This window comes from Picosynechococcus sp. PCC 11901 (genome assembly GCF_005577135.1).
Lineage (GTDB): Bacteria > Cyanobacteriota > Cyanobacteriia > Cyanobacteriales > MRBY01 > MRBY01.
Genome location: NZ_CP040360.1, coordinates 1,129,548 through 1,143,073, shown reverse-complemented (window position 1 = coordinate 1,143,073; position 13,526 = coordinate 1,129,548). Strand labels below are relative to the sequence as shown.

Sequence of the window (13,526 nt, the reverse complement as noted above, 5' to 3'; positions counted from 1 at the left end):
TATGGGTTGCGACAATCAAAGACAAGACTCTATGGTTTTGTCTCAAACCATATCTTTAAGTCTATGCCAAAGGATACCCTCTATTGGAAAGGATTGATTTAGATTAATCGAAGCATTTTATAAAAAACGCTTATCCCTTTAGCGCCGCGATCGCCTTTTAATCACTGGTTTTAACGCTGTTTGCAATGGAACCCGTCAAATCCTAATTCATCGTCTAACGACAAGCCAGCCCTTGAGAATCACCCTCATCACAGCAGATATTTTTCTAACGGATGTTGGCTTTGTAATTTGACCCAATTCACAAACACAGATCCAGGGATTTAGACTCAATTCATAAGCTTAGGTTATCAAAAGATTCAGCAAGTTTAAGGCGATTTTTGACAAAAAAGGCCACTTGTTGACCCGGCATTGTATAGACTAAAAAACATGGCATTCACTCAATCCATAGACTTATTTCTATGGATTGGGCTTACTCAACTATTTAAAAAATTCAACTTAAAGTCGCCATGGATATTGCATGGGTGGTTGTTGGCTACGTTCTCTGTTTTAAACGGGCACGTGATTGTTCGGAAATACATACAAACAGCATGGAGTAAAAAGCAATGAAAAAATTTGACGCGAGACCATCGCAACCCACCTTAAATGCAGATGAGGGGTGGGTAGTGCAAGTGTATGGTAGTGACCGCCGCTTACTTTGCGTTTTAGAGCCTTCCCACGGTTGGATGTTTTTGATCGGTTGTGGGGTTGGTTTACTGCTTTCTGTTATCTGGGTGAACATTGCCCCTTACAGTCCCCCTTTAGAAAGTCCTGCACCGGAACAGTCTCCTGCTTTGCAAGTGGACTGAATTCTCCCCTTGGAGGCACTCGATACAGCGAGAAGTAAATCAAGGGATTGCTTGGTTGCACGAACAATAGGCGATCGCCATTTACTTGAACACCATTCACCTTAACTAGGAGCAATGAAGACAATAGAAAAGAAAAACTTATGAATCAAATTTGACATTGCGTATCAAGTTGATGCTAAAAATTGAGATTTTCAGGATAGACTTAAGCACATAGAAATTTGGGTATTGATAGAGCTAAATCTATAAGAACCCAATAACGGATTTTCGCATCGTACCCGCGCTGTAGGTGTGAAGCCCTGCAGCCTTACTATTCAAAGCTCACAATTACCGCTCTTCATGGGAGGAAGCGGAAGGAGGTATTAGTGGATTTTTTGTCCGATTTTTTGACGAAATTTGGGTCGCAGTTGCAGTCCCCAACGCTCGGCTTTTTAATGGGTGGTATTGTCATTGCCGCCTTCGGTAGTCGACTCACCATTCCCGATGCAGTGTATAAGTTCATCGTCTTCATGCTGCTCATCAAAGTCGGTTTGAGCGGCGGTATTGCGATTCGTAATGCCAATATCACGGAGATGCTTTTGCCTGCGTTATTTGCTGTGCTCATGGGCATTCTGATCGTTTTTATTGGGCGTTTTACCTTAGCGAAACTGCCAGGTATTAGGACCGTAGATGCAGTGGCAACTGCCGGCTTGTTTGGGGCAGTGAGTGGTTCGACCCTTGCTGCTGGAATCACGGTTATGGAAGGGCAAGGTGTTTTCTACGAACCTTGGGCAGCGGCACTTTATCCTTTTATGGATATTCCCGCCCTGGTGACAGCGATTGTTGTAGCCAGTCTTTATAAGAGCAAGCAGCGCGAGGTTGAAGCCGATAGTTTCAGCAAACAACCCGTTGCCGCTGGTGAATATTCTGGTGAACCCGTTTATCCCACCACGAGGCAGGAATATCTGGATCAAAAGCGTGATAAACCGACTAATCGGGTTGAAATTTGGCCCATTGTTAAGGAAAGTCTCCAGGGTTCTGCCCTATCAGCATTGTTGCTTGGTCTTGCTCTCGGTTTGTTAACTCGGCCGGAAAGTGTCTTTGAAAGTTTCTATGAGCCCCTCTTCCGTGGTTTTCTTTCGATTTTGATGTTGGTGATGGGGATGGAAGCTTGGTCTAGGCTTGGGGAACTGCGCAAAGTTGCTCAATGGTACGCTGTCTATGCGTTTATTGCGCCGCTACTCCATGGATTTATTGCCTTCGGTCTCGGCATGATCGCCCACTATGTTACCGGGTTCAGTCCTGGTGGTGTTGCCCTCTTAGCGATTATTGCGGCGTCTAGTTCAGACATTTCTGGGCCACCTACTTTACGGGCTGGGATTCCGTCGGCTAATCCTTCTGCTTACATCGGTTCGTCTACGGCCATCGGTACCCCCGTGGCGATCGCCATCGGCATACCACTTTTTATCGGCCTTGCCCAAGCAATTATGGGTGGCTGATCTAAAATCGGTCATCGTCAAATAATCCAGAATTTCGATCAAGGTCTGCATTGTCTCCGGTCAATCGTCGGGCGATCGCAAAAAATAAACACTAGAAAGTCGGGGTTTTGCCTCGGCTTTTTTTGTTGCGGAGTGGCTCTAGAAAGGACGCCATGGGGTTTTGGGGGACTGAAAATCGTGTCCTTGGGGAGAAGCTTGATTTTTGTGAAGTCTTTGGTAGCTGTATGACTTGTTACAGCTTCAGTCGCTCAATGCTTGATACATCTAGCTAGCTGGGACGATTTAAGCACAGAAGGCAGTGGTCTGTTTGGCGATCGCCTGAACTGTAGCTTGATCTTTGGCCCCACTTCACAGCAGGTTCGAGGGTAATGGCATGGTAAATAGTCTAGAAGGTTACAACCCCGGAGATTTTTATGATGAGCTTTTTGCGGATCAGGGGATACCACGACCAGCCGCAGCGGCGTTGATTCAGCATATTGGTAAGTTCCCCCTCAACGTCCTGGAACAACAACAGAAATCGGCGCAAAATATGTTGTTCAAGTTGGGCGTGACCTTCAATGTTTACAGCGATAACCAGGGGACGGAGCGGATTTTTCCCTTTGATGTGATTCCCCGGATTATTGCCCAGACGGAGTGGGATTGGCTCGAAAAAGGCTTACAACAGCGCATTGAAGCGTTAAATCATTTCCTCGACGATATTTACAATGAACAGCGCATTATCAAGGATCAAGTGATTCCGCGCCATGTGGTGGAATCGGCGTCGGGCTACTTGAAACCCTGCATCGGTCTCAAACCCCCCAAGGGCAAATGGTGTCACATTACGGGTACTGATTTGGTGCGCGATCGCCAGGGTCAATGGTACGTCCTCGAAGATAACCTCCGCTGTCCGTCCGGGGTGTCCTACGTTCTCGAAAATCGTCGGGTAATGAAAAGTCTTTTTCCGAGCTTTTTTAATACCCTAAAGATTCAACCCGTCGATGACTATCCGGGGCAACTGCTGAATCTGTTAATGAATTTGGCCCCCGATCACATTGCCGATCCCTGCGTTGTGGTGCTGACACCGGGCATTTACAACTCCGCCTATTTTGAACATTCTTACCTCGCCCAGCAAATGGGGTGTGAGTTGGTCGAAGGGCGCGATCTGGTCGTGGTGGATGGTTATTTACAGATGCGCACCACCAAGGGATTGCAACGGATTGATGTGATTTATCGGCGCATTGACGATGACTTTTTAGACCCGTTTGTTTTTCGCTCAGATTCGGTGCTTGGGGTCCCGGGCCTGATGGAAGTCTACCGCCAAGGACGGGTGGCGATCGCCAACGCCCCAGGGACAGGGATCGCCGATGACAAAATGGTTTACGGCTACGTTCCCCAGATGATCCGCTACTACCTCGGCGAAGACCAAATTTTGCCCAATGTCGAGACTTATTTTTGTGAAGATCCCCAGCAGCAAACCCATGTGTTGAACCATTTAGACGAGCTTGTGGTGAAGGCCACCGATGCCTCCGGGGGCTATGGGATGTTGGTCGGCCCCCATGCCAGTCCTAGTGAACGGGAGCAATTTAAAGGCTATATCAAAGCTAACCCCAGAAAATATATCGCCCAACCCACATTATGTTTATCGCGGGTGCCAACCTTAATTGATGGCGCATTTGTTGGCTGTCACGTGGATCTGCGGCCTTTCATCCTCAACGGTGGCGATCGCACCTATGTTAATCCTGGTGGCCTGACCCGTGTCGCCCTCAAACAAGGCTCCTTAGTCGTCAACTCATCCCAAGGGGGCGGCAGCAAAGATACCTGGGTGATTAATACCAAGGCCGCCTAAAAAAATTACGCCAAACTGCAAACTCCCTACTACACCCTATCCCTAAGCAAATTCGAGGAGTAAAGATCCACCATGTTGAGTCGTGTTGCTGATTCTATTTATTGGCTCAATCGTTATGTCGAACGGGCCGAAAATGTCGCTCGCTTTGTGGAGGTCAATTTAACCCTCCTGCTAGATACGACAACCACCACCAACTATTGGCAAGCTCTGATCACCACCACAGGAGATTCTGCTCTATTCCGCGAGTCCTATGGCGAAGCCACCAGCGAAAATGTCCTGCAATTTTTAACCTTTGATCAGAACTACCCCAGTTCAATTGTGTCCTGTCTCAAACGGGCGCGGGAAAATGCCCATGCTGTCCGGGCCAATATTTCTTCTGAAATGTGGGAACAGCTCAACGAGCTTTATCACACAGTACAACGGGCCGCGAGTCAGCCCATGACCCTAGAAGAGCGTTATCAATTTTATCCCGCCATTCGCATGGGGAGTCATCTGTTTGCGGGCATTATGGAAGCGACAATGTCCCACAATGAAGGCTGGCACTTTGGCCAGTTGGGGCGTCTCCTGGAGCGGGCAGATAAAACAGCGCGAATCCTTGATGTGAAATACTTTATCCTCTTGCCTTCCTTGCAGGATGTGGGGAGTCCTTTGGATAATTTGCAGTGGATTGCTCTACTCAAATCTGCCAGTGCCTACGAGATGTACCGCAAACGCCAACATCGGATTACCCCAGAGAATGTGGCCGCCTTTTTGATCTTGGATGCGCAGTTTCCCCGGTCGATTTGTTTTTCGTTGCTCGAAGCCCAAAAATCTCTCCATTGCATTGCCGGGACTCCCGTTGGGAGCTGGAGTTGCTCTAGTGAGCGTTCCCTTGGTCGCCTCTGTTCTGCGTTGGATTACATGACGATGGATGAAATTTTTGACCAGGGCCTCCATGAATTTCTTGACGATCTTCAGAGTAAATTGAATCGCGTTGGTCAGGATATTTATGAAGATTTCATCGCTGTCCCCCTGGCGGTTTAGTTTGAATTGACTGTTTACTTTTTTAGGCTTGTGTTGTGCGCTATCAGATTACCCATTCGACCCTCTACACCTATAGTCATCCCGTAGAACTGGGCAGTCATTGTGTCAAATTATGTCCACGCACCGATGGCCAGCAACGGCTCCGGCAGTTTCACATAGAGGTTGACCCGCTACCCCGGCAGCACACCCGCCTCCTGGATCCAGATGGCAACGTGGCGGATCGCTTCTGGTTTGATCCGCAACCTGTGCAGTCCCTAAAGTTCGTCACAACGGCAGAGGTGGAAGTCGTTTATCAGAATCCCTTTGATTACCTTACGGCTCCCTGGGCGATCGCCTGTCCCTGGGACTACCCCAGTTCCCTCGCCCTCAGACTTTATCCCTACCGACAACTCACAACTCCCCATCCCCGCGTCGTGGAGTTAGCCCAGGATCTCTTGCACCAAGTAGAAGGGAATACCGGCCTCTTTGTGAGCCAACTGACCCAGCGCATCTATGAAGATTGTCGCTATATCCATCGCCTTGAAGGGGCACCCCAACTTCCTGGGATCACCCTCAGCCAGCGGACAGGTACCTGCCGTGATTTTGCCTTGTTATGGGTTGAGGCCTGTCGAGTCGCTGGTCTAGCGGCACGGTTTGTCAGTGGCTACCAACGGGGCGATGAAACCACAACCCAACATGAACTCCATGCCTGGGGAGAAGTGTATATGCCGGGAGGTGGCTGGCGTGGCTTTGATCCCACCTTGGGTTTAGCGGTCACAGATGGTCATATTGTCGTCGCCGCAACGGGAGATCCCCGACGGGCGGCCCCTGTATCGGGGGATATCCAGAGTCCCTTGGGGAGACCCCAGACGAGCTTGGTCTGCGATATTCGTCTGGTTGATGATGCGCTTTTTTCCCAAACACAATCACAATCGCAATAATTCTCTAGGGTCTATCATCAGTTAAGCCAGAGGATGGCATTAGCGAATCATTTCTATATGCCAAACCCCGTTAACTTGACAGCTTTACGGAAAGCTTTCACCATGAAATCGGTTCAGTTAACTTGAGCAGAATACTTTTTATTTTCCCTCAGTACTGATGGCATTGTTGCCAATCCTAAAATTTTTGTTGAATTATTCTCCTAATTAGATTGAGTTTCACTACAAAATGAAGCCACACATTTTATGAGCCAAATTACAGAAACCATTATTAACAGTCTACAAGCCATTTTAAGTATCGGTATTCAACGAATTCCTGGCTTGCTAACTGGAATCATTATTCTATTTTTAACAAGGTATTGCTCGGAAATTTTCCAGAAAATAACCAAAGAAGTTACCGCCAAAACCATCAAAAATCATTCACTACAAATTCTGGCTGACAAAGGCGTTTATGTGGGAACGTGGGTTTTAGGTGTTTTATTTGCCTGTGTAGTCGCTTTTCCTGGCCTGAGTTTAGGGGATATCGTTGCCACTTTAGGGGTGGGTTCAATCGCCATTGGTTTTGCATTTCAGGATATCGTCAAAAACTTTTTTGCGGGGATTATCCTACTAGTTGAGGAGCCTTTTCGCATCGGTGATGAAATTGCAGTCAGTGACTACCAAGGTATTATTGAAGATATCAGCATCCGCACAACGAGCATTCGCACCTATCAGGGTGAGAAAGTCTTGCTACCAAATGCCAGCGTGTTTACTGATGCGGTAATGGTGAAAACAGCTTATCCTAATCGGCGCACTGATCTCGGTGTGGGGGTAGATTACAATACGCCCCTGCCAATGGCCAAGGATTTATTACAGCAAACGATTTGTGATTTGGATGGCGTTTTAGCACAGCCTGCCCCCGAAATTGATCTCGTCAGTTTTGGCGATAGTTCCATTGACTTTATTGTCCGCTATTGGACAACGCCTAAACAAAAAGAAGTTCGTCGCGTCCAAACCCTGGCAATTATTAAGATCAAAGAAGTATTCGACGCAGCTGATATTAATATTCCCTATCCCATTCGCACTTTATATTATTACAATCAGGATAAATACAATGATTATTTACCCAGCCAATTACCTGCAGGAGATGATACTTAGAAAGCTGATTTGAAAACTGAATATTTAATTTGTTGACTCACACAAAAAATTACTTTAGATACCGATGATCACCTCTGACAAACTGGATAAACCCGATTGGCTCAGTACTATCTTTCAGGTCAAGGGGGCTGTCTTGTCTATGATTTTGCCGCGCATCCTTTTTTTCTGTATTTTGACTGCGGCATTGACATTTATCTACCTCCAGGGTTTGCCTATCTATCTTGAGAAACTGGGAGATTTGACCACAAATGTTATTTACAATCTGATTCTGGGTTTGCTCATCGTTTTTCGCACCAACACATCCTACGAGCGTTTTTGGGAAGGGCGAAAAGCATGGGGAGGGATCGTTGTGAATATCCGTAATCTTGCCCAGGAAATTTTGATTGGGATTACGACCTCAACAGAAAAAGAAATACAGGGCAAAAAACAGGCTTTAAATCTACTGCTTGCTTTTGCGATCGCCACCAAGTTGCACCTACGGGGAGACCAAGTAAACGACAGACTAGAAGCATTGGTCGAGCCGGAGCAGGTCGCGCAACTGAAAGACTCGAAAAATCGCCCCCTTGATATTCAATTTTGGTTACGCACCTATCTACATCAGCAACTCAAGCTGAAAAATTTTGGGGATGCGCAGCTAAATATGACCACCGGTATGCTGAATAATCTCACGGACAATGTGAGTGGTTGCGAAAGAATTTTAACCACTCCAATTCCAATTACCTATCGTGTCTATTTAAAGCGCTTGATTTTAATTTATTGTTTTGGTTTACCGTTCCGCTTGGTGCCTGAGATGACCTGGTGGGCGATTCCGATTGTGGCTGTGGTTAGCTTCCTGTTACTGGGCGTTGAAGAAGTCGCCCGGGAGCTAGAAAATCCCTTTGGTTTTGATGTTAATGATCTGCCCTTAGACGAGCTTTGTGACGTGATCGAAGGCAATCTTGAACGTGTCTCTAGTTTGCATGGCCAGACGAAAGAATTAGCGTCTGTATCGTGATTAGGGATGACAAACAATACTCCCGATTGCGTCACTCAAGGAAATCTGTCCCGTTACTTGCCGGATCTTGATCCTGCTGATTAAAGTCCCGGTTCCATTCCACCCCTGGCATTGCTTCAGAGGCTTGTTTGAGGGCATTTTCCCAATAGCGACGAATTTTGAGTAAGTAGGGGTCGCGGGCTTCTAACCGCAGGCGGTGCTGGATTTTGAGGCTATTGACCGCATAGGAAATCATATCGATGGGAGGCCCCACAGACAGGTTAGAACGCATTGTGGAGTCGATGGAGAGGAGGGCTGATTTGGCGATCGCATCTAAAGAAGACTCATAGGAAAGGGTACGATCCAAGATCGGTTTGCCATACTTCGTTTCGCCAATCTGTAGATAAGGGGTCTCTGGGGTCGCGCGAATACAATTTCCCTGGCTGTAGATGAGAAAAAGCTCCGGTGGTGCCCCGGCAATTTGCCCAGCGAGGAGAAAATTACACTGGAAATCAATGTGATCCTTTTCGAGCCAAGGTCGATCTTCCTGTTGCAGTTGGCGAGTCTTTTTGCCAATGTAGCGGGCAGCATCATAAAGACTAGGAATCGTATGGAGATTGTGGGGCGTACCACTGCGAATCTCCTGTTCTAGTTGATAGGTGATGGCTTGGGTAATGGATAAATTGCCCGAAGTACAGAGAATAAGCACCCGTTCCCCTGGGCAGGAAAAATCAAATAACTTTTGATAGGATGAGACGTAATCAACCCCCGCATTGGTGCGTGAATCGGCGGCGAGAATAAAACCCTGGCGAACTAAGATTCCTAAACAATACGTCAATCTTGATGACCTCGTTTGACCTGATGGGATTCACAGAAAAAATTTTGGGTTGGCCGAGCGTAACCTGTCAGGATATGGACGACAAAAGCCAGTCGCTGTCACGTTAATCATCGCATATCTTCCAAGCTGCGCGAGCATTATTTTTGCAAATTATTGTTGGAGTTTCCCCATGAATTACGTCTGTTATCTCGGTTCTGGGCAACGGCTTGATTTGGCGAACCAAGGCTCCCATACCGTTATTACCCTCAGCCAAAGTGGCCCCGGACAACAACAACAAAGTACAAACCGTTACCTAACGGGCACCTGGACGGCACAACCAACGGTGATGCAAGCGGGCGGGATCACGGTGATCACGGTTTTTAGCGCGACAAAAACAACGCAAATTACTGTACAAGGCCAGGCGATCGCCCTTTGTGAACACCCCCTCAATTTACAGGGTGCCCAATCGCTGCCTTTAGAGCAAACGGCGGCGAAATCTCCGGAGCCAATGTCTCCTTTAGAACCCCTGCCCCCACTCAAAATGGGCAACATGGAAATGAAAATGAAGCCGATGGAAATGCGCCTGGGCAATATGGAGATGCGGATCGATGATCTGAATCAGCCCGCCCAGCAGCAACCGACACCAGCAGCGAATCAGAAGCCAAAACGGTTTTGCGCCCAATGTGGTCAGGCAATCACGGCAGGCGATCGCTTTTGTACCCAGTGCGGTCAGCCTTTGTCGTCCTAACAATAGAGCTTAATCTAAGGGTTCCATCGTTGAAATTACTGAAAACCTTTTTTCCGGGCCTTGCCTTGGGGCACCTGTTGCAACCAAAGATCAATTTGCTCTGTATCCAATTGCAGTTGTTGCAAAAGAGCTTGGACATTCGCACGGGTATATTTTTCTGGGGGGCCTGGGGCGATCGCCTCTCCCTGAGCAGCCAAATGTAAAACGGCGGTAAATAAAGAAGCAGCCTGAAGAATTGGCGTTGTCTCTAGCCAAACGGGGAGAATCCGCACCTCAATCGTGTTTTTGTGGGGTAGGGCATTGATGCAGTTCACCAAATTAAAATCACAATATTTTGTCAGCTTGAGGCGATGGAGTTGCTGTTGGACGGCGGGCCAGGGAAGTTGTCGAAATTCCGGCTGGTTCACGGTAGTAAAAAGGGTTTCGGGCCAGGGGCCGAGGCGACGACAATGGGGATTCGTGCCCATGAGAGTTTTGAGAATATCCCCATAGCGCCACAACAGATTCACTAAATTGGCGATCGCCGGAGCAGACTGGAGGGGCGTCGCCTCAAAATGAAGGTGAGTTGCGCCTTCAACGGGGGCCGTAAATTTTAGGTGCCGCGCTAAGGATAATAGGGTTTCTAATTGATGCTCGTGGTCTGTCTCCAGGGGCGCTGTAATCAATTCACAGGGGCGTTCTCGTTCTCCGGGTAGTGGGGCGGCGATCGCCACGGATGCCCCGCTTTGATCATTCACCCGCCGCATCCCCCCTGGCCCCGGTTCTGGTACCGTGCCAAACAAATCGCCGATAGGAGCCATCACGGTCTCTAAAGGAGCTTTAGCCTCGGTCTGACGGGCAATCAAACGCAGCAGACGCTCGTCATCACTGACAATGCGATACCAACCTGCTTGGGGTTTGGCCTGGCGCTTCAAGTCTTTTTGTAACGTTAGATCATCGACACATTGGGCGATCATCCGTTGCTGGGGATCTCGGATCTCAAAGCCGAGGGTTAAATTGTGGAAGACTGGTTTACCCGGTACTTTGCTGGGTTCCGATTGGGGGTGAAAAAAGCGATGGACTTGCCCCCCCTGGGCAGTGGCGATCGCCGCTGCTAGCTCCTGACGACTGCTTCCTGATGGTGCCAATAACTCAATTTCAAAGCCAATTTTCCAATCTAGAGTAATCACGATTTTTTCGCCTCGGCCCTTGTCTGTTGTCGTCGATGTTTATCCAAAAAAATGCGGGAGATGATGCCTCACCTCCCAAGACGATTGCCGCTTAGAAACCCATCGCATAGAGGGGCTGGGGCGCACCCGGATCGGAAGAATAGCGATATTGAATTTGATTGAAATGATAGTCCAAATGAATTTCCATATTGCGTGAAGCGTCGAAGAGGGTCACCACCAACGGATCCCGCTCAATTTCATTGAAGTAAAAAATTTCTTCCCCGGCAGCAGTAAGCTCGACCCATAGACCATCGGCCCGTTGGACAAAATAACCTAAAGTGTGGCCATCACGATTCAAATTCTCAAAGGCAATGGTTTCGACAATCGCGGTGGGATCATAATGGGATTGCTCGGCGTAGGCCATCTCAACGATGTCATGGGCAACACCCGGTAAGCCCCATTCCAATTTGTCAGCGATGGTTGTTTTTGCTTCAGTCACAGACACATCCCAATATTCAGCGACGACAACCATATCTTCATAGCTAAAGCCTTCGTCAGTATAGTTGCAAAGACCTTGGCCACCGTAATAGTCCCGGGCCGCCGTTAATTTACTTTCAACGGTTTGATAGTCACCATCCTGGAGGAGTTTGCCGGCACTGACCTTGGCATTACCGGGGCCTTCTCCCCAGAATTCCCCCAGCATTTTTGCGTCGCACCAGGTGTAATCTTCAAAAAATAGGGACGTTGCATCCTGGGCGGGGCTTACGGTTAAAGGGGAAGCGGTGGTAGGAAGGGCATTGGCGGAGAATCCGGACACAAATACTGCACCAGTGGCAATCATTTGTAAGAGGGTGCGGGGGGCGGTAAAAAGTGTGGTTGTCATGGCTCTTGATTTTAAGTGGGAATTTTTGTGTGTTGCCCAGTCTTAGTTGTGCCGCCTATTTACTGATGCACTTTGTGGGGCGATCGCCACTGCAACTAGGCTTGATCGACGCGCCGTTCAGCGAGTTTGAGGCGAATTTCTTCGTGGTACTGCTGGGTGATGGGATAAAAGTAGGCGAGTCCTAAGCCAATGATAAGCGCAAGGGTCGGTAAGGGGGCGATCGCCAAGCGGATTGCTAGGAGGGCAGAATCAGGTTGCACCGGGGGCGCTTGACCCGGAATAGATTCAACGAAACCAGCCCAGGCGAGGGCTTGACCCACCAGGAATAAGCTAATAGCCAGACCTATTTTCTGGAGGAGCACCATAAAGCCATAAAAAACGCCTTCCCGCCGTTGTCCGGTGGTGAGTTCGTCTAGCTCAATCACATCGGGCACCATCGACCAGGGGATCAGATAGCTCACGGACACCCCACAGCCAGCCAAGATTGCACAGGCAAACATTAAACCGATTTGTCCCGGTTGCAAGAAAAACAACCCCACCTGGGCAATGATCCACAGGAAAACGCCCCCAAAATACACCGTTTTTTTCCCTAAGCGTTGACTGAGGGCGCTGGCTACAAATAAAAGCACCAGGGCTGTCCCCTGTACCGCCAGAGCCACATTGGGAAACATCGCATCCGGCAAGCCCATCCAGTTGATCACAAAATAGGGCAAGATCGAAGCGGTTAATTGAATCGCCAGCCAAGAGGCGAGATAAATCCCAATCACGAAGAGAAAGGGTTTGTTACTAAAGGCAATTTTCAGTTGCTCCCGGAAGGGAATCGGGGCCGCAAGATCCGTTTGTTCAGCCAAAGGTACTGTTAAATGGGGTTCCGGCACAGAGCGCACAAATGTCCAACCCGCCACCGCCAGCAATAGCCCCGCAGAAATAAACAAAAATGGCCATAAAATTGGCCCCTGGAGCAACCCCAACCCAACCAGGCCACTCACCCCAGCCATTCCCCATAACCCTTGACCCAATCGCTGGCGTTGCCGAGGGTTTAAAATTGGCGATCGCCCCTTCTCTTGAAGCCGCAACGTACACCACAACAGCGCCAAGCCCGCAAACACTGAACAAACCAGACCCAGGAGACTGTATTGCTTTAGGGGATCATCTGGATAAGCTTGAAAGATCAACCGCGCCACAATCAGCGAAAAAATACTAGAGCCAATGGAAAAACTAAACCGAAAACTGTTCAAGCTTGTGCGTTCGTGGTAATCCTGGGTTAACTCTGGAGTGAGGGCCGCGTAGGGCAAATTGACCGCTGTGTAGGCCAGATTAAATAAAATGCCCATCACGATGTAGTAGCCAAACAAAAACCAATCATTCACTTGATCAATTTCGCTCAATTGGGGAACCAACCACTGCCCAAAAAAGACAAAGACAAAGGGAATAATTCCCCCCAGCATCCAGGGCAAGCGTCGGCCCCAGGGATGACGGGTGCGATCGCTCAAAACCCCCACAATCGGATCATTGATGGCATCGGAAATTTTGCCGATCATCAAGATGCTCCCCGCCAGGCCTGGTGGTAAACCCGCCACTTGGGTAAAAAAGTACAACAGAAAGAAAACCAAGACATTTGCCGTGAGAGCTGGCCCAATATCGCCCGCCCCAAAGGCAATTTTTGTCGATAGGTTGAGTTTTTCTGATGGGGGATGGAACGGCTGGGTCATGGCAGGGACGCCCGCTTGGGGGC

At 48.6% G+C, this 13,526-nt stretch carries 12 protein-coding genes; 8 read left to right on the top strand and 4 right to left on the bottom strand.

From position 1 onward, the window contains the following. The first annotated feature begins 602 nt into the window (after nt 1-602). The 7 genes from FEK30_RS06435 to FEK30_RS06405 all read left to right on the top strand — a co-directional run bounded on the left by FEK30_RS06435 (nt 603) and on the right by FEK30_RS06405 (nt 8,216). Nucleotides 603-845: a hypothetical protein gene (locus FEK30_RS06435; RefSeq protein ID WP_030007089.1), complete on the top strand. Its 243-nt coding sequence runs from the start codon at nt 603-605 to the stop codon at nt 843-845. A 362-nt stretch (nt 846-1,207) separates the two neighbouring features. Continuing rightward, nucleotides 1,208-2,320 carry a sodium-dependent bicarbonate transport family permease gene (locus FEK30_RS06430; RefSeq protein ID WP_138072448.1) on the top strand — a complete coding sequence of 371 codons (1,113 nt, stop codon included), beginning with the start codon at nt 1,208-1,210 and terminating at the stop codon, nt 2,318-2,320. A gap of 373 nt (nt 2,321-2,693) precedes the next feature. Continuing rightward, on the top strand, nt 2,694-4,145 hold the full coding sequence (locus tag FEK30_RS06425) for a circularly permuted type 2 ATP-grasp protein (protein WP_138072446.1): 1,452 nt from the start codon (nt 2,694-2,696) through the stop codon (nt 4,143-4,145). 72 nt (nt 4,146-4,217) lie between these two features. Next, nucleotides 4,218-5,168, top strand: coding sequence for an alpha-E domain-containing protein (locus FEK30_RS06420; protein WP_030007086.1), 951 nt, complete (start codon nt 4,218-4,220; stop codon nt 5,166-5,168). 35 nt (nt 5,169-5,203) lie between these two features. Beyond that, the gene (locus FEK30_RS06415) at nt 5,204-6,088 is read left to right on the top strand and encodes a transglutaminase family protein (RefSeq protein WP_138072444.1); all 885 of its coding nucleotides are present in this window, start codon (nt 5,204-5,206) and stop codon (nt 6,086-6,088) included. A gap of 243 nt (nt 6,089-6,331) precedes the next feature. Then, on the top strand, nt 6,332-7,222 hold the full coding sequence (locus tag FEK30_RS06410; protein ID WP_065715911.1) for a mechanosensitive ion channel family protein: 891 nt from the start codon (nt 6,332-6,334) through the stop codon (nt 7,220-7,222). Between the two features lie 64 nt (nt 7,223-7,286). Next, nucleotides 7,287-8,216 carry a bestrophin family protein gene (locus tag FEK30_RS06405; protein WP_138072442.1) on the top strand — a complete coding sequence of 310 codons (930 nt, stop codon included), beginning with the start codon at nt 7,287-7,289 and terminating at the stop codon, nt 8,214-8,216. A 31-nt stretch (nt 8,217-8,247) separates the two neighbouring features. On the opposite strand, the gene FEK30_RS06400 is transcribed toward FEK30_RS06405, so the two are convergent. Beyond that, a complete protein-coding gene (locus FEK30_RS06400; RefSeq protein WP_030007082.1) occupies nt 8,248-9,033 on the bottom strand; it encodes a proteasome-type protease in 786 nt (261 codons plus the stop codon). 169 nt (nt 9,034-9,202) lie between these two features. Here FEK30_RS06400 and FEK30_RS06395 point away from each other — a divergent pair, with 169 nt between their 5' ends. Continuing rightward, nucleotides 9,203-9,760 (top strand): zinc-ribbon domain-containing protein, encoded by a 558-nt coding sequence (locus FEK30_RS06395; RefSeq protein ID WP_138072440.1) that lies wholly within the window; start codon nt 9,203-9,205, stop codon nt 9,758-9,760. 35 nt (nt 9,761-9,795) lie between these two features. Here FEK30_RS06395 and FEK30_RS06390 read toward each other — a convergent pair whose 3' ends face one another. From FEK30_RS06390 to FEK30_RS06380, 3 genes are all read right to left on the bottom strand, one after another. Then, nucleotides 9,796-10,929 carry an amidoligase family protein gene (locus tag FEK30_RS06390; RefSeq protein WP_138072438.1) on the bottom strand — a complete coding sequence of 378 codons (1,134 nt, stop codon included), beginning with the start codon at nt 10,927-10,929 and terminating at the stop codon, nt 9,796-9,798. 91 nt (nt 10,930-11,020) lie between these two features. After that, on the bottom strand, nt 11,021-11,791 hold the full coding sequence (locus FEK30_RS06385) for a hypothetical protein (protein ID WP_030007079.1): 771 nt from the start codon (nt 11,789-11,791) through the stop codon (nt 11,021-11,023). A gap of 95 nt (nt 11,792-11,886) precedes the next feature. Continuing rightward, a complete protein-coding gene (locus FEK30_RS06380; protein WP_138072436.1) occupies nt 11,887-13,503 on the bottom strand; it encodes an MFS transporter in 1,617 nt (538 codons plus the stop codon). Between the last annotated feature and the right edge of the window lie 23 nt (nt 13,504-13,526).